Below are 19,729 nucleotides of genomic sequence, written 5' to 3' on the forward strand. Positions count from 1 at the left end.
GTGGGCAGGCGTGCAGCAGGTGCGCACGATGATGCAAGCGAAATCCCAGGCATTGCTGGTGCTGGGCATGCACCGCAGCGGCACCTCGGCATTGACCGGATTGCTGGGGCTGCATGGCGTCGAGCTGGGCAGCAACCTGAGCGGGGCGGCGGCTGACAACCAGGCCGGGTTCTGGGAGAGCCATCGCGTAGTGGACTTGCACGAGCGTCTGTTCGCCGCGCTGGGCACCAGTTGGGACGACCCACGGGAACTGCCCGTCGGGTGGCTGGAAACCGCCACCCGGCAGGGGTTCGTGGACGACCTGGTGGGACTGCTGCGCGGGGAGTTCGGCGCAGCTGCGCTATGGGGCGTGAAAGATCCCCGCCTGTGCCGAGTGTTGCCTTTGTGGCGGCAGGCGCTGGCGCGGATGAGCGTGGAGCCGAAATTGGTGTTCGCGTTGCGCGATCCCGGCGAGGTCGCCGGCTCGCTGATGCGTCGCAACGGGCTGTCGTCTGCGACGTCTGCGCTGCTGTGGCTACGCCATCTGGTGGAACCGGTACAGGCGGCAGAGGGCTTGCGTTATTGCGCGATTGACTACCACGCCTTGCTGCAGGACTGGCGTGGTTGCATGGCGCGCGCTGCCGCAGCGCTGGGGCTGATCTGGCCGGTGTCGTCCGATGCCTGCGCAGGCGCGGTATCCGCGTATCTGCGTGCGGATCTGCGCCATCAGCGCGCCGCGGACACCCGCGCGCTGCTGCCTGGCGAATGGCGGGAATGGCTGCTGGAGGCCCATGCGGATGCGCTGGCGGTTGCCGACGGCGTGTTGGATCGGCCGGCCTGGGAAGCGTCGCTGTTGCGCACGATGGCGCGTCTGGCTCCAGCGCAGCCGCTGATACCGGACCTGCAGCCGGCATCCCTGATCGACGCATCGCGCAGGATGCTGGCCGAGGCGGAGCACGCACGCGACGATTACCGCGGAGAAGCTGCGAGGCTGTTCGAGGAAAGTGCACGCGCGCAACGGCTGGTCGTCGAGACTGAAGCAAGATGGCAGGCGGCACAACAGGACCTGCTGGCGGCGTGGGAAAAGGAAAAAGAAATCCGCGCTGCCGCGGAGCAGCAGGCGCAGGCGCACGCCCTGGCGGAGCGAGAGGCGCTGGCGGCGTGGGAAAAGGAAAAAGAAGTCCGCGCTGCCGCGGAGCAGCAGGCGCAGGCGGCATGGGAAGCCGAGAAGCGGGCAAGGGCGGAGGCGGATGCGCAGCTGTCCAGCGCGCGCCAAGGCCTGCTGGAGGCGCATGGTGAGTTGCTCAAGCGCAATGCGCGCATCGAGCGGATCCAGTCGGAGCTGGAGGCGATCAAGGGCAGCCGTTCCTGGCGCTGGACCAGGCCGCTGCGATTCGTGCTGCGTACCTTGCGCCACCGTGGACTGACCCCGGAAGACCGGCGCCTTCTGGGCTGGGGGCCGCACAGTCAGGAGCGTGCGGGCGCATCCCCCGCGCTGGAGGCTGTCACCGCGGCCTCGGTGTCCGCCGTCGCGGTGCCTGCCGCGCTCGCGCCGCGGCCGTCGCAACGGGATGTCTTCGTCTGGGCGGTGATCGACTGGCATTTCCGCATCCAGCGTCCGCAGCATCTGGCGCGTGAGCTTGCCGCCGCAGGCCATCGCGTCTTCTACGTCTCCAACAATTTCATCGACGCCGCGCAGCCGGGATTCTCGGTGGAGGCGCTGGATGCCGACGGTCGATTGTTCCAGGTGAACCTGCACCTTGCCGGGCGGCCTGCGATCTACCACGCCGCACCCGACGCGGCGCAGCGTGAGCAGTTGCGCGCCAGCGTCGGCATGTTGCTGGCATGGACGCGCAGCCACGCCTGCGCATCGCTGGTGCAGCACCCGTTCTGGTTGGAGACGGCGCAGGTCCTGCCCAACCAGCGGCTGGTGTACGACTGCATGGATCACCATGCGGGGTTCGCCGACAACACGGATGACGTGCTCGCCCGCGAGCATGAGCTGATGCGGGCTGCGGATCTGCTGGTGGTGACTTCGGACTGGCTGCACGAAGAGACGCGCCGGCACAACCCGAATTGCCTGACCATCCGCAATGCCAGCCAGTACGAACACTTCTGCGAGCCGCCGGCGGAGGTGTTCCGGGACCCGCATGGGCGCCGGGTGATCGGGTACTACGGCGCGATCGCCGAGTGGTTCGACGTCGAACTGGTGGAGCAGGTGGCGCGCAGGCACCCGGATTGCCTCGTGTTGCTGGTGGGTGCGGACACTGCGGGTGCGCAGCGGCGCCTTGGGCATCTGGACAACGTGCAGTTCACCGGAGAGGTGCCTTACGCACGCTTGCCGTTCTACCTGCACGCCTTCGACGTCTGCCTGCTGCCTTTCCATGTGGTGCCGCTGACGTTGGCGACCAACCCGGTGAAGATCTACGAATACCTGAGCGCCGGCAGGGAGGTGGTGTCGGTGGCGCTGCCCGAGATGCGGCAGTTCGGCGACCTGGTGCGTACCGGCGGCGATGGGCCGGCATTCCTCGCCGCGCTGGACGCCGCACTGCAGGCGCCGGGTGATGCGGCCATGGTGGCGCGCCGCCGCGCGTTTGCCGCCGGCCAGACCTGGAGGCACCGCGCGACCGATCTGATGGAGGCGGTGGAGGCATTGCCGCAGCCGCGGGTCAGCGTGGTGGTGCTTTGCTACAACAATGCCAGCTTCACCCGTGCCTGCCTGGACAGCCTGGAGAAGTACAGCGACTACCCGAATCTCGAGCTGATCGCGGTGGACAACGCGTCCTCGGATGAGACGCCGGCACTGCTGTCGGCATGGGCCGCGGCCGCCCCTGGTCGCCGGCACATCGCCAACGGCTCCAACCTCGGGTTTGCGGGCGGCAACAACGTGGGCCTGGCCGCCGCGACCGGCGAGTACCTGGTCATCCTCAACAACGACACCTTCGTCACGCCGGGCTGGGTGTCGACCCTGGTCCGGCATTTCCGGAGCGATCCCTCGCTCGGGGTCCTGGGCCCGGTCACGAACAACATCGGCAACGAAGCGCGTATCGAAATCGGTTACACCGACATGGCGCAGATGCTGGACGCGTCAGGCGACTACACCGCCCGCCATGCCGGCCTGCGGTTGCCGCTGCAAACGGCCGCGTTCTTCTGCGTGATGCTGCCGCGGCGGGTATACGAGGCAGTCGGCGGACTGGACGAGGCCTTCGGCATCGGCATGTTCGAGGACGACGACTATTGCCGGCGCGTCGAGCAGGCCGGCTGGACGGTGGCCTGCGCCGAGGACGTGTTCGTGCACCATCACCTCTCCGCTTCGTTCGACCAGATCAAGCAGGAGCGCCGGCAGCAGATGTTCGAGCAGAACAAGGCAATCTACGAGGCGAAGTGGGGCCCATGGGTGCCGCACAGGTATCGGGAACAGGACGCAGGAAAGTTGGCAGGATGAACATGTTGGATGGGCGATTGAAGGCCGTGAAGCACATACTCTGCATCGTTGGCACCCGCCCGGAAGGGATCAAGATGGCCCCACTCATTCGGGCCCTGAAGCGTGAGCCTTGGGCCAAGGTCACGGTGCTCTCGACGGCACAGCACCGCGATCTGCTCGACCAGGTGCTGGTCCTGTTCGACATCAAGCCGGACGTGGACCTGGACATCATGCGGGAGAACCAGCAGCTGCCCGAGCTGACTGCACGCCTGATCACCGCGCTCGATGCGAAGTTCGCCGATCTTTCCCCGGACATCGTGCTGGCCCAGGGCGATACCACCACGGTGATGACCGCCGCGCTGGTCGCGTTCTACCGGCGCATCCCGTTCGGCCATGTGGAAGCGGGCCTGCGCACGCATGACCTCGACAATCCCTTCCCTGAGGAGATGAACCGGGTCGTGGCTGGCCACTTGGCGCGCTGGCATTTCGTGCCAACCGAGCGGTCCCGCGCCAACCTGCTGCGCGAGGGCATTCCGGCCGACAGGATCCACGTCACCGGCAATACGGTGATTGATGCGCTGCTCGACGTGGCCGCCAAGGAGTGGCCGCTGGATGTACCGCTTGATCCGTCGAAGCGGCTGTTGCTGGTGACCGCGCACAGGCGGGAAAACTTCGGCGAGCCGTTGCGTGCGATGTGCCGCGCGATCCTGGCTCTGGTCGAGCGTCATCCGGATGTGGAGGTGCTGTATCCGGTGCACCCGAACCCGAACGTCAAGGCGGTGGCAAACGAGCTGCTGGGAAACCATCCGCGGATCCGCCTGTGCGCGCCGCTGGACTATGCCCCGTTCGTGGAGGCGCAGAAACGGGCCTACCTGATCCTGACGGATTCGGGGGGCGTGCAGGAGGAGGCGCCCGCGCTCGGCAAGCCGGTGCTGGTGATGCGCGTGGAAACCGAGCGGCCGGAAGCCGTGGATGAGGGGGTGGTGAAGCTGGTGGGGATGGACGAGGCACGAATCGTGGCCGAAGCGTCGCGCCTGCTCGATGACCCGCAGGCCTGGCGTGCTATGGCGCGCGGCGTGTCGCCCTATGGCGACGGCAAGGCGTCGCAGCGCATTGTCCAGGTACTGGGTGATGCATAGGCGCGCGCAGTCCTGGGTGAAGTGGTCTCCGCTGCGGGGTGGGTGCACGGCAGCAGTGCTGGGCATGGTGCTTGCGGGGGGGTGCCAGCGTCCGCCGGCTGACGTGTCCGCTGTGGCCTATCGCGTCGTGGACGAAGGGCGCGCGACGGGAGATTGCACGGCCTGCATCATCACGATGAACGAAAGCGCCTGTATGGCCGGCGGACAGGCCGCAGCGCTGGCCTGGCACCTTCCGTCCGGGATGCAGGCAACCGCCGTGCGCATCGAGGCCGAACGCATGGACGGGAGCCGGATATCGCTGGCGCAGGGCGGCAAGGAAGGACGGGCGCAGATTCCAGTCGTCCTGCAGCCGGAAGAACGCGTGTATCTGCTCGACGCGGATAGCGGGAAGCCGCTGGCGTTTATTCGAGTGGAAACGCCTTTGGGCTGCGCGCCTGGCGGCCCACAGGCGGGTCGCTGATTCTCAGGGCGGCGATACCAGTTCCATCGGCCCCGGCGGGGCGGCCAGTGGCTGCATGGAGTAGCGGGCCAGCAACTGCTCCGAGAATGCATTCAGATGGTGGTCCCGCAGCAGGGTGATGGAACGCATCTGTTCCTCGCGGGGCGCTTGGCAGATCACCAGCATGGGGACGCAGGAGGCCAGCTTGGCCGCAGGATTGACGCCGAGCAGGATGATCTCGCGCCCCTGGTTATTGGCATAGGCGCGGACATAAGGCGCCGCCTTCCATGTGGCTTGCGACAACGGATATTGCATGGCCAGTAGCAGGGCCAGTCCGAGGGCAACGCTCCAGCGCTGCGGACGCCGCCACCTGCTCCAGTCAGAACCTGCTGCCAATAGCGCCAGCGCGACGATGCATAGCTGGTAGGTCATCAGGTACCGTTGCTGGAAAACGTAATCCGGTCCAAACAAGGGGACGCGGACCAGGACGATGCCTGCCATCCCGCCATAGGCGAACAGCATCAACGCGGCCGCCACGAACACGGTCCGATTCCATCGATCCCTGAGCACGCGCCACCAGAACCAGAGATGGGCGGCGATTACCAGCAGGCCAATGAGGGCATGCACCCTTTCGTCGAACCAGGGAAGGTTCTGCTGCAGCGTGGCCCGGTCTGCCACAGAGAGTGCCGCAAGCGACAGCAGCATCTGCAGCAGGCGTTCCCAGCCGAAGCCCGCCAGTACGGCCAGCGCGTGCGTGGCGGGCTCCTCCGGCATGCCTGCGTGAAGGTAGTAGCTGCTGGCCATCCGGTAAGCGATGACGGTACCGACGACCACCGCCAGTGCCAGCGCGATGGACTTCCGGCTGGCCTCACGATGCTTGGATGCCAGCAACGCCAGACACAGCGCGATGCTGATGCTGGAGATGACCGCAAGGTTGTCCAGGGTGAATGCAACGAAGGGAGCCAGCAGGAGCAGCGGCAACCACTGTCGAAACATCACGGCCTGCCAGACCGCCATCGCCGTCGCGACCAGGGCCAGCGGTCCGAGGTAGCCGAGCGTGACCAGCGACCAGTTGAACGCCATCCCCCCATTGAGGGAGACCAGGCTGGCAGCGGCTGTCACCATCGCCAGGAGCCAGCTCCAGGTCGCACCCCCTGCCTCGGGCCGGTCTTGGCGCGCTATTTGGAGCATCAACAGCCAGGTGACGGCAGCAAATCCCAGACCGAGGTAGGCCTCGATCACGAAGTCCAGATCGAAGGTCTCCGCGTTCCACAAGAGCAGGAGCTTGTGGATGGGTTGTGCATGATCGCCACCGGGCCGCTTCATGTAGAGGTCAAGGAGGCTGACGCCGCCGTTGTAGTACTTCTGCAGGAAGGCGTCGACGAAGTACCAGCCGTCCGACGTAACGAATGGATTGCCGGCATGCGCGATGTACAGCGCGGCATTGGCGAAGGCGGTGACCGCCAGTGCGACGGCTGCCGCGGTGCGCCAGTCAGGCAGGGTTTGCTGCAGGGACGGGACTTTCATGCGTCAGGCGAGGTGGTGCAGGGCATCGTCGGCGGCTTCGAGGATGGCGGGTATGTGCTCTTCCACGCCGACCCACAACGGTAGGCGGACCAGCCGCTCGCTGATGTCGTCGGTGATCGCCATGCTGGCGGGTGTACGTCCGAGCGTGCGGCCCGCGGGCGACGAATGCAGCGGAATGTAGTGGAAGACGGTCTGCACGCCCGCTTCCTTGAGTCGGTGGATGAAGTGGGTACGTGCTTCCAGCGATGGCAGCAGCAAGTAGTACATGTGCGCGTTATGGGTGCAGTGGGCGGGCACCACCGGCCGTCGCAGGCGCCCCGCGGCTTCGTAGCTGGCCGCCCATGCGTGGTAACGCTCCCAGATCGCCAGCCGGCGGGCGGTGATCTGGTCGGCCTCCTCCATCTGGGCACAAAGGAACGCCGCGGTGATCTCGCCGGGAAGGAAGGAGGAGCCGACGTCCACCCAAGTGTACTTGTCCACCTGTCCGCGGAAGAAGCGACTGCGGTTGGTGCCCTTTTCCCGCAGGATCTCCGAACGCTCCGCGTAATGCTCGTCGCGGCACAGCAGCGCCCCGCCTTCGCCGGAAATGATGTTCTTCGTCTCGTGGAAGCTCAGCGCGCCGAGATCGCCGATGGTGCCGAGCGGGCGTCCCCTGTAGCTGGACATGATCGCCTGCGCTGCATCCTCGACTATGGCCAGTCCATGGCGGGCGGCAATGTCCAGCAGGGTATCCATCTCGCAGGCCACGCCGGCGTAATGGACCACGCAGATGGCGCGGGTGCGCGGGGTGATTGCCGCCTCCACCAGGCGCTCATCCAGGTTCAGAGTGTCCTCGCGCACATCCACGAACACCGGTACGGCTCCCCGCAACACGAAGGCGTTGGCAGTGGAGACGAACGTGTAGGAGGGCATGATGACTTCGTCGCCAGGCTGCAGGTCGAGCAGTAGCGCAGACATTTCCAGGGCAGCCGTACAGCTGTGGGTGAGCAGTGCGCGCCGGGCCCCGGTGCGCTGCTCCAGCCATGCATGGCTTCGCTTGGTGAACTGGCCGTCACCGGACAGATGGCCGTTGGCATGCGCCTGGGCGATCAGCCAGAGTTCGCGGCCCGTCATGAACGGTTTGTTGAAGGGAATCATGTCCAGGTCCTGTCATCCCTTGCTGAGGATGCTGAGTCCGACGACCACAACCACCAATCCGACGATCTTGGGGCGGGTGAGTGCTTCACCGAACAGGGGGATGGCGAGCAGGCCCACGAGCAGGAAGTTGATCGCCATGAACGGGTAGGCCTTGCTCAGCGGCAGGCGCGAGATGGCCATCATCCAGCAAAGCGAGGCAAGGAATGCCGCGACGAAGGCTGAAATGACCCAGGGGCGAAGCAGCAGGAGCAGGAGGGTGGGCCAGCTTTCCATGAAGCGGAACGGGGCCGCCGCCGGCGTGGTGACCTGCCACTTGAGGATCAGTTGGCCGTAGGTGGTGAACAGGATGGTGGCGGCCACCATCAACCATGGGAACAGGGAGGACATACGCTATCGACCGGGCTGGAAGTTCTTGGGCACGTTGACATGGTACGTGTCGTAGGCGCGGTCGATGGCCAGGCCGGCGCGGGCCCATGCCCGCTGCACGCGGTAGTTCCATACCTGGGTCGAGACTGAGAGCTCGGTCATCCCACTCCGCGCATAGTGCGCGAGCAGGAAGTCGAGCAGTTCCGAGTAGAGTCCGCGTCCCTGCCAGTCGGGATCAACGGCGTTGAGCACGATCTCGACGGTTGATCCTGTCGCGTCGATGCGGCAGGTTGCGAAGCCGCGCACCTCGTCGTTCTCGCAGCGCACCCAGGTTTCTTTTTGCGGAGCGGGGCTGGTGGCGTACGTGAGCGCCCACTCCACGTAGCCTTCCAGAATGGCGGCCGGCTGAAACCAGGGGTTCGCATGGTAGTGGTTGCGGTAGCCTGCGAAGCTCCTTCGCACGAGGTGCGCCAGCGCCTCCTCGTCACCGGGGCCGGATCGGCGGACTGCAGGCACGATGGTGCTTCCGACGCCGGCGCGGGCGGCGAGCGCGGCCTGGTAGTAGACCAGCGTATCGGCATGGAGCGGGACCAGTCCTGCCCCCGCAAGTGCCGCAAGCTGCCCGGTGTCCCCCGCCGCGCAGCGGAAGATGGCCACGTCTGGGCGCAGTGCCAGGATGTCGTCGAGGATGCTGTCTGGCGTTGCGTTCGGGCCGATGGTGCCGCGAGCGATGTCGAGTCCGAAACGTTTCGATTCGACCGGCGAAGGATGCAGGATGCGCGCGTTTCCCATGGGTCAGGAGGCCGCCAGGGTGTCTTCGGCGACGATGAAGTTGGGTCGGTGCTTGGCCTGCCCGTGCAGCTTGCCGACGTACAGTCCAACCACGCCTACGCTGGACACGATCGCCCCTCCCACCAGCCAGATCGACGCGATGATGCTGGTAAAGCCGGCCACGGCGATGTCGCCGATCGAATAGCGGTAGATGCTCAACGCCACGACGCACAGCGAAAGGAAGGCAAAGGCCAATCCGGTCTTGACCACCAGCCGTAGCGGCTTGTCGGAGAACGACAGCGCGATGTTCATCGCCAGCCGCACCAGCTGCCGCAGACTGTAGCCACTGCTTCCCTCGGTGCGCCTGGCATGCGTCACAGGAACCAGGGTGGTGCGAAAGCCTGTCCAACGCACCAGCAAGGGGAAGAAGCGGTCCGACTCCGGCATGGCGTTGACCGCATCGATCACCTTGCGTGAGTAGGCGCCGAAGTTCGCGGTGCTCGGGTCATGGGCGCTGTCGGTCAGCCAGCCGAGCAGCCGGTAGAATGTGCGCGATCCGGCCTTCTTGAATGCCGAGTCCTGGCGGTCGGCCCGGCTGGCCAGTGCGATATCGACGCCGTCACGCAGGGCCTCGAGCAGCTTGGGGATTTCTTCGGGAACGTCCTGCAGGTCGCAGTCCATGACCACGACCCGCCTTCCATTCGCGTGCGCCAGCCCCGCGCTGATGGCAGCGTGCTGGCCGAAGTTCCTCGACAGTCTCAGCCCCCGCACTGCTGGATACCGGTCGGCCAGTTCGAGGATGCGTCCCCACGCGCCATCAGGACTGCCGTCGTCTACCAGGATCACCTCGTGCGATGCGGCGATGGACGCGACAGCAGCCGCGACCCGTTCGACCAGATCCTCCAGACAGCCCTTGCATCCATAGACCGGCGAGATGATCGACAGGTCGGGCGTACTCGAGGTGTTCGGCATGTTCCTCCCTGGATGTGCTGATGCTGGGTCCGACGCTGGCGGGCTTGGGCGCACGCGGACTGGATGCACTCAGCCCAGCGCCGCTTCCAGCTCCGGCAGGATCTGGAACAGATCCCCCACGAGGCCGATGTCCGCGATCTCGAAGATCGGCGCGTCGCCGTCCTTGTTGATGGCGACGATCGTGCCGGCGTCCTTGATGCCGGTGAGGTGCTGGATGGCGCCGCTGATGCCGACGGCCACGTACAGCTCCGGGGCGATGATCTTGCCGGTCTGGCCGACCTGCAGTTCGTTCGGCACGTAGCCGGCGTCGACCGCCGCGCGCGAGGCGCCCACCGCCGCGCCCAGCCTGTCGGCCAGCGCGTAGATGACCTTGAAGTTCTCCTCGCTGCCGACGCCGCGGCCGCCGGAGACCACGCGCTTGGCGCTCTGCAGGTCCGGGCGGTCGGACTTGCCGGCGGCCAGGCCCTTGAAGCGGGTGTGCGCGGGCAGCGCGGCATCGACGCTGGTGGCTTCGACCGCGGCGCTGCCGCCCTGCGCGGCTTCCGGCCAGGAGGCGGTGCGCACAGTGGCGACCACGACCTGGTCGGCCGGTGCCTCGACGGTGATGATGGCGTTGCCGGCGTAGATCGGGCGCTTGAAGGTGTGGCTGCCTTCCACCGCCATCAGGTCGGAGACCTGGTTCACGCCCAGCAGCGCGGCGACGCAGGGCATCAGGTCCTTGCCGAAAGTGGTGGACGGGCCGAACACATGGCTGTAGCCCCGGGCCAGCGCGGCCACCTGCGGGGCCAGCACCTGCGCGATGGCATCGGCGTTGGCGGCGTTGGCGACGGTCAGCACCTTGCGCACACCCGCGATCTGCGCGGCCTGCGCGGCGACGCCGGCCGGGTCGGCGGCCAGCACCACGACGTCGATGGCGGCGGGCGAGAGCGCCTGCGCAGCGGACACGGTCTTGGCGGTGGCGGCGTTGAGCTTGCCGCCCAGGTGTTCGGCAACGATCAGGACGTTGGACATCACAGGAGCCCCTTCTGCTTGAGCGCGGCGACCAGTTCGGCCGCATCCTTCACCATCACCCCGCGGCTGCGCTTGGCCGGCGCGGCGTAGTGGGTGGTCTTGAACGAGTCGTTGGCATCGACGCCGAGGTCGGCGAAGGCGATGGTCTCCAGCGGCTTGCTCTTGGCCTTCATGATGTCGGGCAGCTTGATGAAGCGCGGCTCGTTGAGGCGCAGGTCGGTGGTGACCACCGCCGGCAGGTCGACTTCCAGCGTTTCCAGGCCGGCATCGACCTCGCGCACCACGGTGGCCTTGCCCGCTTCGACGTCGAGCTTGGATGCGAAGGTGGCCTGCGGACGGCCCCACAGCGTGGCCAGCATCTGCCCGGTCTGGCTGGCGTCGTCATCGATGGCCTGCTTGCCGAGGATGACCAGGTCCGGCTGCTCCTTCTCGACCAGCTTCAGCAGGGCGCGGGCGGCGGTCAGCGGCTGCACCGGCTGGTCTGCGACCACGTGGATGGCGCGGTTGGCGCCCATCGCAAGGCCGTTGCGCAGGTGCGGCTGGGCATCGGCGGGCGCGATGGTGGCGACCACCACTTCGGTGGCGATGCCCTTGTCGCGCAGGCGCAGGGCTTCTTCCAGCGCGATGTCGTCGAACGGGTTGGGCGACAGCTTGACGCCGTCGGTGACCACGCCGGAACCGTCCGGCTTGACCTGGATGCGGACGTTGTAGTCCACCACGCGCTTGTAGCCGACGAGGATCTTCATCGTGTGGATGTCCTTGCGGAATCGAGAAAGGGGCCTTTCGGGCCGACCGCCTATTTTAGCGGACGCCCGCCGGGGCTGCCTGCGCAGCCGGCGATTGCCCGAAAGTACGCTGGGTGTTCTCGCACGAATCGCTAGAATGGCTGCTCTACCCGCATTGGAGAACGGCCCGTGGCGTCCGCCAAGAGCAAGCTGTACGACAGTGCCGCCGCCGCCCTGGACGGGCTGGTGGCGGATGGCCAGACCCTCGCCGTCGGCGGCTTCGGTCTGTGCGGCATCCCCGAGGCGCTGATCGCGGCGCTGCGCGATTCCGGGGTGAAGAACCTGACCGCGATTTCCAACAACGCGGGCGTGGACGGGTTCGGCCTTGGCCAGCTGCTGGGCACGCGGCAGATCCGCAAGATGATTTCCTCCTACGTCGGCGAGAACAAGGAGTTCGAGCGCCAGTTCCTGGCCGGCGAGCTGGAGTTGGAATTCAACCCGCAGGGCACACTGGCCGAACGCCTGCGCGCGGGCGGTGCGGGGATCCCGGCGTTCTTCACCGCCACCGGCTACGGCACGGTGGTGGCCGAAGGCAAGGAAACCCGCGAATTCGACGGTCGCATGTACGTGATGGAAACCGCGCTGAAGGCGGACGTGTCGCTGGTCAAGGCATGGAAGGCCGACAAGGCCGGCAACCTGGTGTTCCGCAAGACCGCGCGCAACTTCAACCCGGCCTGCGCGATGGCCGGCAAGGTCTGCGTGGCCGAGGTGGAGGAGCTGGTGGAGATCGGCGATATCGACCCCGACCACGTGCACCTGCCCGGCATCTACGTGCAGCGCATCGTCGTCAACCCGACGCCGGAGAAGCGCATCGAGCAGCGCACCATTCGCCAGCCGGAGAACAACTGAGATGGCTTGGACCCGTGAACAGATGGCGCAGCGCGCCGCCCGCGAACTCACCGACGGCGCCTACGTCAACCTCGGCATCGGCCTGCCCACGCTGGTGGCCAACTACATCCCCGACGGGGTGAACGTGTGGCTGCAGAGCGAAAATGGCCTCCTCGGCATCGGTCCGTTCCCGACCGAAGCCGAGCTCGACGCCGACCTGATCAATGCCGGCAAGCAGACCGTCACCGCGGTGCCGGGCGCCAGCTTCTTCGGCAGCCATGATTCCTTCGCGATGATCCGCGGCGGCCACATCAACCTGGCGATCCTCGGCGCGATGGAAGTGACCGACAAGGGCGACCTGGCCAACTGGATGGTGCCCGGCAAGATGGTCAAGGGCATGGGCGGCGCGATGGACCTGGTGGCCGGCGTGCAGCGGGTGGTGGTGCTGATGGAGCACGTCACCAAGGCCGGCACGCCGAAGATCATCCCCGAGTGCACCCTGCCGCTGACCGGCGTGGGCGTGGTCAACCGCATCATCACCGAGCTGGGGGTATTCGACGTGACCCCGGAGGGGCTGAAGCTGGTCGAGCTGGCCGAGGGCGTGAGTCGCGAGGAAGCTGTCGAAAAGACGGGCGTGGCGCTGCACTGAGCCGCGCTTGGCGCCTAAGAAAAAGCCGCCCTTTGGGGCGGCTTTTTCATGGGGCTCACATGTTCTGGTAGTTCGGCCCGCCGCCGCCCTGCGGGGCGACCCAGACGATGTTCTGGGTCGGATCCTTGATGTCGCAGGTCTTGCAGTGCACGCAGTTGGCGGCGTTGATCTGCAGGCGCTCACTGCCGGCCTCGCCGACGAATTCGTACACGCCCGCCGGGCAGTAGCGCGCCTCGGGGCCGGCGAATTCATTGAGGTTCACGGTCACCGGGATGGCCGGGTTCTTCAGGGTCAGGTGCGCCGGCTGGTTCTCGTCGTGGTGGGTGCTGGACAGGAACACCGAGCTGAGGCGGTCGAAGGTCAGCACGCCATCGGGCTTCTGATAGTCGATCTTCGGCTGGCTCGCCGCCGGCTGCAGGCAGGCGTGGTCGGGCTGCTGGCGGTGGATAGTCCACGGCGGGTTGCGGATGCCCAGCTTCGGCAGCAGCCACTGCTCGATGCCCGTCATCAGGGTGGCGAAGCCGCGGCCCTTCTTGAACCACTGTTTGAAGTTCTTCGACTGCCGTAGTTCGGCGTGCAGCCAGCTGTTCTCGAAGGCGGCCGGGTAGGCGGTGAGCTCGTCGCGCTGACGGCCTTCAGCCAAGGCCGCGAGAGCGGCTTCGGCGGCGAGCATGCCGGTCTTGATCGCGGCGTGGCTGCCCTTGATGCGGCTGGCGTTGAGGAAGCCGGCCTCGCAGCCGACCAGTGCGCCGCCGGGGAAGATCGTCTTCGGCAGGCTGAGCAGGCCGCCGGCGGTCAGCGCACGCGCGCCGTAGCCGATGCGCTTGCCGCCTTCCAGGTGCTTGCGGATCGACGGGTGGGTCTTGAAGCGCTGGAATTCACCGAACGGGCTCAGCCACGGGTTCTTGTAGTCCAACCCGATCACGAAGCCGACCGCGATCCTGCCGTCCTCGGCGTGGTACAGGAACGAGCCGCCGTAGGTGTCGCTCGCCAGCGGCCAGCCGGCGGTGTGCACGACCAGGCCAGGCTGGTGCTTCGCCGGATCGGCCTGCCACAGTTCCTTGATGCCGATCGCGTAGCTCTGCGGGTCCTTGCCTTCGTCCAGTTTGTACTTCGCAATCAGCTGGCGGCCCAGCTGGCCACGCGCACCCTCGGCGAAGATGGTGTATTTCGCATGCAGCTCCATGCCCGGCTGGTACTGGTCGGTGGGCTGGCCGTCCTTGCCGATGCCCATGTCGCCGGTGGCCACGCCCCTGACCGCGCCGGCTTCGTCGTAGAGCACTTCGGCGGCTGCGAAGCCGGGGAAGATCTCCACGCCCAGCGCTTCGGCCTGCTGCGCCAGCCAGCGCGCCAGCGCGCCGAGGCTGACCACGTAGTTGCCGTGGTTGTGGAAGCACTCCGGCAACAGCCAGTGCGGGGTGGCGCGCGCGGAGGTTTCGTCGAGGAACAGGAACTCGTCGCGGGTCACCGCCTGCTTCAGCGGCGCACCGCGCTCCTTCCAGTCCGGGAACAGCTCGGTCAGCGCCTTGGGGTCGACGATGGCGCCGGACAGGATGTGCGCGCCCGGTTCAGAGCCCTTCTCGAGCACGCAGACCGAGACTTCGCTGCCGGCTGCGCTGGCCAGCTGCTTGAGCCGGATCGCGGTGGCCAGGCCGGCCGGGCCGGCGCCCACCACCACGATGTCGTATTCCATCGACTCGCGTTCGACGGCGTCCTGGGCGGCTGAATTCATGCGGCTCTCCTCTGGCAGACCGCCGATTGTCCGGGCTTTGTCTGGAGCCGGCAATCTAGCGGCGGGATGCCGCGGCGGTCAGCGCGCGGGTGCAGATGGATGCGGCTGGCCGGCGTGCGCCTGCCCGGCCTGCAGGCTCCAGCCGGCGACGTCGTGGCTCAGCCCGGCCAGTGCCTGTGAGAAGGCGTCGGCGACCTCCGCCACCGCCACCCCCGTCGCAGGCTGTGACTGGCGGAAGTTGCGGCTGCCCGCCACGCTCTGGTCGCGCAGGTGCAACAGGGTGGCGTTGACTTCGACCACTGCGGCGGGCAGCGCGCTGCCGGCGTACTCGGCGCGGAACGCGCGCACCTCCAGCAGCAGCCGGTAGTCGGCACTGAGGCCGCTGCCCTGGCGCGCCACCAGCGGCAGCTTGCCGCTGTCCTCCAGCGTACGCAGCACCGCGTCCTGCACCATCTCCGCGGGGGTGCGCGCCCACAGCGCGCCGCGGTAGACCTGCAGTTCGCCCGGTACCGGGCTGACCACGATCCGCGGGCCGTCTTCCATCTGCGCTTCGCCGGAGCGCGCCAGCGCCAGTGACCAGTCCACGGCAGGCCAGGACGGGTCGACGCGCCGCGCCGGCTCGGGGGCGTAGATGGTCGGGGTTTCGCGGGGGCCGCCGATCAGGCTGCTGCAGCCTGCCAGCAGCAGGCTGGTGGCGAGCAGGGCGGGGCGGAGGCATCGCTGCAGGCGGGTCATTTGGGGTCGAACTCCTTGGGGGCGTCGCGGCCCAGGATGTAGCGGGCGGGGTTGCCTTCCAATCGCCCGCTCAGCGCGCGCAGGTCGCGCATCAGCGCGCGCAGCTCCACCAGGGTGGGGCCCAGCTGGGCGAGGCCGTCGGTGGTGAAGCTCTGCAGGGCCGGCCGGTTCTCCGCGATCATGGCATTGGCGTTGCCGGCGGTCGCATCCAGCTTCGTCACCACCGCATCAAGCTTGTCCAGCAACGCCGGCAGGCGCTGCACCAGGTTGCGGTCCACGCCCTGGATCGCACCATCGGCATGGGCCAGGGCCGTCTTCATCGCCGCCGTGGCATCGCGTGCATTGACGATCAGCTCGCCGATCTCCTCGCGGCGGCCTGCGATGCTGCCGCTTGCCTGTTCGAGGTTTTCCAGCGTCTGCGAGATGCGGCGGATGTTGTCCTCGCTCAACACTTGGTCCAGCCGCGCCACCAGCCGGTTGGCGGTGTCGGCGATGTTCTGCAGCGCCGACGGCTCGGTGCGGATCACCGGCAGGTGTCCGTCCGACGAGGGTTGCAGGGCCGGCGCGTTGGGGCTGCCGCCGGTGAGCTGGATGAACGGCACGCCGGTGATGCCCTGCTGCGAGAGCTTGGCGCGGGTGTCGGTCTTGACCGGGGTGTTGGCCTTCAGCTTCAGGCGTGCGATGACCCGTCGCGCATCGTTGTCGTCCAGGTTCAGGCTTTCCACCGTGCCTACCGCCAGCCCGTTGTACTGCACGCTGCCGCCTTCGGTGAGGCCGGTCACGGGCTCGGTGAACACCACCATGTATTCGCGCCAGTTGCGCGCCGCCGAAAAGTTGCTGGCCCACAACGCGAACAGCAGCAGGAGCACCGTGGTCACCAGCGTGAAGGTGCCGATCAGCACGTAGTTGGCGCGCGTCTCCATCAGGTGAGCTCCATCAGTCGTTGCCTTCCACCGAAGCGCGCGCGGCACGCGCCCGGGGGCCGTTGAAGTAGGCCTGCACCCACGGATGGTCGAGCCGTTCCAGCTCGGCCACCGGCGCGGTCGCCAGGACCTTGCGGTCGGCCAGCACCGCCACCCGGTCACAGATAGCGTATAGCGTGTCGAGATCGTGCGTGATCAGGAACACGGTCAGGCCCAGCGCCCGCCGCAGGGTCAGGATGAGTTCGTCGAACGCCGCCGCGCCGATCGGGTCGAGGCCGGCGGTGGGTTCGTCGAGGAACAGCACCGGCGGGTCCAGCGCCAGCGCACGCGCCAGCGCCGCGCGCTTGCGCATGCCGCCGGACAGCTGCGATGGCAGCTTGTCTATGGCATCCGCCGGCAGCCCCGCCAGCTTGATCTTCAGCAGCGCAAGTTCATAGCGCAGCGATTCCGGCAGCTCCGGGTAGTACTCCTTCAGCGGCACCTGCACGTTCTCGCCGACGGTCAACGACGAGAACAGGGCGCCATCCTGGAACAGCACGCCGGTGCTGCGCTCGATATGCCGACGCACCATCGGATCGGTGGATGTCGCGTCCATGCCCAGCACCTCGATGCGCCCGGCGTCCGCCCTGCGCAACCCCAGCACCGAGCGCATCAGCACCGACTTGCCCGAGCCGGACCCGCCGACCACGCCGAGGATCTCGCCGCGCCGCAGGTCGAGGTCGACGCCGTCGTGCACGATCTGCTCGCCGAAGCGGTTGACCACCCCGCGCATGCGCACCACCGGTGCTTCCTCCCGGGGGCTGCCGTCGCTGGTGCGGGGTGCGGTGGCGTCGACCATGCTCAATAGTCCATCTGCATGAACCACAGCGCGGCAAAGGCGTCGATCACGATCACCATCGAGATCGCCTGCACCACGCTGGAGGTGGTGCGCTCGCCCAGCGACTGCGCGGTGCCCTTGACCTGCAGGCCCTCCAGGCAGCCGATCAGGCCGATCACCAGCGCGAACAGCGGCGCCTTGGTCATGCCGACCACGAAGTGCCGCAGCTGCATGGTTTCGTGCGCGCGCGCGAGGTAGGCGACGACGGGGATGTCGAGGTTGAACGCACCCACCGCCATGCCGCCCAGCATGCCGGCCAGCATCGCGATGAAGGTCAGCAGCGGCAGCATCGCCAGCAGCGCCAGCACGCGCGGGATCACCAGCAGGTCGACCGGGTCGAGGCCGAGCACGCGGATCGCGTCCACCTCCTCGCGGTTCACCATCATGCCGATCTGCGCGGTGAACGCGCTGGCGGTGCGGCCGGCCAGCAGGATCGCGGTGAGCAGCACCCCGAATTCACGCAGGAACGCGGCGTTGACCAGTTCGACCACGAAGATCGTCGCGCCGAAGTCGGCCAGCACCATCGCGCCGAGGAAGGCGATCACCGCGCCCACCATGAACGACAGCAACGCCACCAGCGGCACCGCGTCCAGGCCGATCTGTTCCATGTGGTGGACGGTGGCGGTCAACCGCAGCCGCGCCGGCTCCTTGAACAGGCGCAGCAGCTTGGCCTGCACCTCGCCGAAGAAGCCGATCAGGATGACCACCTCGTGGGCGTTTTCCACCACCGCATGGCCCAGCCGCTCCATCGCCGCCTTGACGCCGAGTTCGCGCTTGCGCGCGGGGCGGTCGTCGTGGACGTTCTCGATCGCATCCACCAGCGGCTGCTGGTCGGTGCGGAAGCGCAGCGTCGAATAGTCCAGCCCGCGGCGGTCGGCAAAGCGCAGCAGCTGCAGCACGCCGAGCGTGTCCAGCCGTTCGCAACCGCGCGCGTCCACGCCGACCACCTGTTCCGGTGCAGCCGCGAGCGCGGTCGCGATCGCGCCGGCATGGCGCAGCGTCCAGCGGCCGCGCAGGCGCAGGACGCCCGGATCTCCATCCTGGTCGATGCCGGCGGCAGGCGTGGCGCTGTCGGTTACCGGTTCCATGCCGGGCAAGCTTACGCAATGCCGTGTCGACGTGTGCATGCGCCATCGCCCATGCGATGCTTAGGGGCCTCCTCCGCCCGTCCGCCATGACCGAAGCGACCTACACCGAACGCATTGCCTTCGTGGTGGACCTGGCCCGGCACCTGCACGCCTATGGCACCACCTCGCAGCGCATGGAGGCGGCGATCGAGTCGGTGGCGCGCAAGCTGGCGCTGGAATGCCAGCCGTGGTGCAACCCGACCGGGATCATCCTGTCCTTCAGCGACCCGGCGCGGCCGGCCGGCGAGTCGGACACCACCCGCATCATCCGCCCGGGGCTCGGCGATACCAACCTGCGCAAGCTGTGCGAGGCCGACCGCATCGCCGAGGACGTGATCAACGGCCGCATGGGGATCGGCGCCGGCCGCGCGGCGCTGCGCGAGCTGGATCGTCCCGGTGGCTGGCGCGGCCAGGTGATGGTGGCGTTGGGCTTCGCGCTGGCCTCGGCCGCGGTGGCCGGGCTGCTGCGGCTGCCGTGGTTGGATATCGCCACGGCTGGCGTGATCGGGCTGCTGATTGGAGGTCTGGCGCTGGCGGCGCAGTCGCGGCCGCGCCTGCACGAGAGTTTCGAGGCGCTGGCCGGCCTGCTGGCGGGGACGGTGGCCATCCTGGTCAGCAGTTTCATTGGGCCGCTCAATCTAAATACCGTCATCATCGCGGCGGTCATCGTGCTCCTGCCCGGCATGATGCTGGCGCTGTCCACCAACGAACTGACCAGTCGGCACCTGGTCTCGGGTACCGCGCGCTTCGCCGGCGCGCTGATGATCATCGTCAGCTTGACCATTGGCATTGCGATCGCGTTTGGACTGGCCGGGGTGGCCGGGATCGAACCGCAGGTGCGGGCGTCGCGCCCGCAGTCGGAATGGGTGGTCTGGTCCGCGGTGGCGCTGGCCGCGTATGCATTCGCGGTTCTGTTCCAGGCCGGGCGCCGCGATTATCCGCTGGTGATGGGGTCGGTGATCGCGGGTTATCTGATCTCGCGCTTTTCCGGCGAGTGGCTGGGGCCGATTGCCGGGGTATTCCTGGCCGCGCTGGCGGCGACCGCCGCGGGCAACGCCTATGCGCGCTGGTTCAACCGGCCTGGTGCGTTGGTGCGCCTGCCCGGCATCATCATCCTGGTGCCCGGCAGCATTTCCTTGCGTGGGGTGATCTCACTGGTGCAGTCGCAGGATATCGGCGCGGGCGAGGCCGCGGCGATGGCCGCACTCAATACCCTGATGGCGCTGCTGGCGGGGCTGGTATTCGGCAACCTGCTGATGCCCACGCGGCGCAGCCTTTGAGCGCGAGCTGATCCACTGAATCCGGAAA

General features: G+C 67.5%; 18 protein-coding genes. 6 read left to right on the forward strand and 12 right to left on the reverse strand.

Annotation, left to right across the window (positions count from 1 at the left end; genetic code table 11):
- Positions 1-28: 28 nt before the first annotated feature.
- The 3 genes from ICG51_RS08745 to ICG51_RS08755 all read left to right on the forward strand — a co-directional run bounded on the left by ICG51_RS08745 (position 29) and on the right by ICG51_RS08755 (position 5,002).
- Positions 29-3,424, forward strand: coding sequence for a glycosyltransferase (locus ICG51_RS08745; RefSeq protein ID WP_190280005.1), 3,396 nt, complete (start codon positions 29-31; stop codon positions 3,422-3,424).
- Positions 3,421-4,542 carry a UDP-N-acetylglucosamine 2-epimerase (non-hydrolyzing) gene (gene wecB / locus ICG51_RS08750; RefSeq protein WP_304940985.1) on the forward strand — a complete coding sequence of 374 codons (1,122 nt, stop codon included), beginning with the start codon at positions 3,421-3,423 and terminating at the stop codon, positions 4,540-4,542. Before ICG51_RS08745 ends, wecB begins: the two co-directional genes overlap by 4 nt.
- Positions 4,543-4,606: 64 nt before the next feature.
- The gene (locus tag ICG51_RS08755) at positions 4,607-5,002 is read left to right on the forward strand and encodes a hypothetical protein (protein WP_190280006.1); all 396 of its coding nucleotides are present in this window, start codon (positions 4,607-4,609) and stop codon (positions 5,000-5,002) included.
- Positions 5,003-5,005: 3 nt separating this feature from the next.
- Here the strand turns inward: ICG51_RS08755 and ICG51_RS08760 are convergent, their stop codons facing one another.
- The 7 genes from ICG51_RS08760 to ICG51_RS08790 form a co-directional block, all read right to left on the reverse strand.
- Positions 5,006-6,508: a hypothetical protein gene (locus ICG51_RS08760; RefSeq protein WP_190280007.1), complete on the reverse strand. Its 1,503-nt coding sequence runs from the start codon at positions 6,506-6,508 to the stop codon at positions 5,006-5,008.
- A 3-nt stretch (positions 6,509-6,511) separates the two neighbouring features.
- On the reverse strand, positions 6,512-7,645 hold the full coding sequence (rffA, locus tag ICG51_RS08765; protein ID WP_190280008.1) for a dTDP-4-amino-4,6-dideoxygalactose transaminase: 1,134 nt from the start codon (positions 7,643-7,645) through the stop codon (positions 6,512-6,514).
- 12 nt (positions 7,646-7,657) lie between these two features.
- Positions 7,658-8,032, reverse strand: coding sequence for an EamA family transporter (locus ICG51_RS08770; protein ID WP_190280009.1), 375 nt, complete (start codon positions 8,030-8,032; stop codon positions 7,658-7,660).
- A gap of 3 nt (positions 8,033-8,035) precedes the next feature.
- Complete coding sequence (locus ICG51_RS08775; RefSeq protein WP_190280010.1) at positions 8,036-8,803, reverse strand: GNAT family N-acetyltransferase; 768 nt, start codon at positions 8,801-8,803, stop codon at positions 8,036-8,038.
- A 3-nt stretch (positions 8,804-8,806) separates the two neighbouring features.
- A complete protein-coding gene (locus ICG51_RS08780) occupies positions 8,807-9,754 on the reverse strand; it encodes a glycosyltransferase family 2 protein (protein WP_190280011.1) in 948 nt (315 codons plus the stop codon).
- 69 nt (positions 9,755-9,823) lie between these two features.
- Positions 9,824-10,765, reverse strand: coding sequence for an electron transfer flavoprotein subunit alpha/FixB family protein (locus ICG51_RS08785; RefSeq protein ID WP_190280012.1), 942 nt, complete (start codon positions 10,763-10,765; stop codon positions 9,824-9,826).
- Positions 10,765-11,511: an electron transfer flavoprotein subunit beta/FixA family protein gene (locus tag ICG51_RS08790; RefSeq protein ID WP_190280013.1), complete on the reverse strand. Its 747-nt coding sequence runs from the start codon at positions 11,509-11,511 to the stop codon at positions 10,765-10,767. Before ICG51_RS08790 ends, ICG51_RS08785 begins: the two co-directional genes overlap by 1 nt.
- 168 nt (positions 11,512-11,679) lie before the next feature.
- On the opposite strand from ICG51_RS08790, the gene ICG51_RS08795 reads away from it, so the two are divergent.
- Positions 11,680-12,399 (forward strand): CoA transferase subunit A, encoded by a 720-nt coding sequence (locus ICG51_RS08795; protein WP_190280014.1) that lies wholly within the window; start codon positions 11,680-11,682, stop codon positions 12,397-12,399.
- Between the two features lies 1 nt (position 12,400).
- Positions 12,401-13,027, forward strand: coding sequence for a CoA transferase subunit B (locus ICG51_RS08800; protein WP_190280015.1), 627 nt, complete (start codon positions 12,401-12,403; stop codon positions 13,025-13,027).
- Positions 13,028-13,082: 55 nt separating this feature from the next.
- Here the strand turns inward: ICG51_RS08800 and ICG51_RS08805 are convergent, their stop codons facing one another.
- The 5 genes from ICG51_RS08805 to ICG51_RS08825 form a co-directional block, all read right to left on the reverse strand.
- On the reverse strand, positions 13,083-14,759 hold the full coding sequence (locus tag ICG51_RS08805; protein WP_190280016.1) for an electron transfer flavoprotein-ubiquinone oxidoreductase: 1,677 nt from the start codon (positions 14,757-14,759) through the stop codon (positions 13,083-13,085).
- Between the two features lie 78 nt (positions 14,760-14,837).
- Positions 14,838-15,494, reverse strand: coding sequence for an ABC-type transport auxiliary lipoprotein family protein (locus ICG51_RS08810; protein WP_190280017.1), 657 nt, complete (start codon positions 15,492-15,494; stop codon positions 14,838-14,840).
- Positions 15,491-16,417 carry an MlaD family protein gene (locus ICG51_RS08815; RefSeq protein ID WP_190280018.1) on the reverse strand — a complete coding sequence of 309 codons (927 nt, stop codon included), beginning with the start codon at positions 16,415-16,417 and terminating at the stop codon, positions 15,491-15,493. Before ICG51_RS08815 ends, ICG51_RS08810 begins: the two co-directional genes overlap by 4 nt.
- A 13-nt stretch (positions 16,418-16,430) precedes the next feature.
- Positions 16,431-17,255 carry an ATP-binding cassette domain-containing protein gene (locus ICG51_RS08820; protein WP_190280019.1) on the reverse strand — a complete coding sequence of 275 codons (825 nt, stop codon included), beginning with the start codon at positions 17,253-17,255 and terminating at the stop codon, positions 16,431-16,433.
- Positions 17,256-17,257: 2 nt separating this feature from the next.
- A complete protein-coding gene (locus ICG51_RS08825; RefSeq protein ID WP_223809411.1) occupies positions 17,258-18,382 on the reverse strand; it encodes an ABC transporter permease in 1,125 nt (374 codons plus the stop codon).
- A gap of 56 nt (positions 18,383-18,438) precedes the next feature.
- Here ICG51_RS08825 and ICG51_RS08830 point away from each other — a divergent pair, with 56 nt between their 5' ends.
- Positions 18,439-19,701 carry a threonine/serine exporter family protein gene (locus tag ICG51_RS08830; RefSeq protein ID WP_190280021.1) on the forward strand — a complete coding sequence of 421 codons (1,263 nt, stop codon included), beginning with the start codon at positions 18,439-18,441 and terminating at the stop codon, positions 19,699-19,701.
- Positions 19,702-19,729: the final 28 nt, after the last annotated feature.

It is taken from the genome of Thermomonas sp. XSG, assembly GCF_014678725.1.
Taxonomy (GTDB): Bacteria; Pseudomonadota; Gammaproteobacteria; order Xanthomonadales; family Xanthomonadaceae; genus Thermomonas.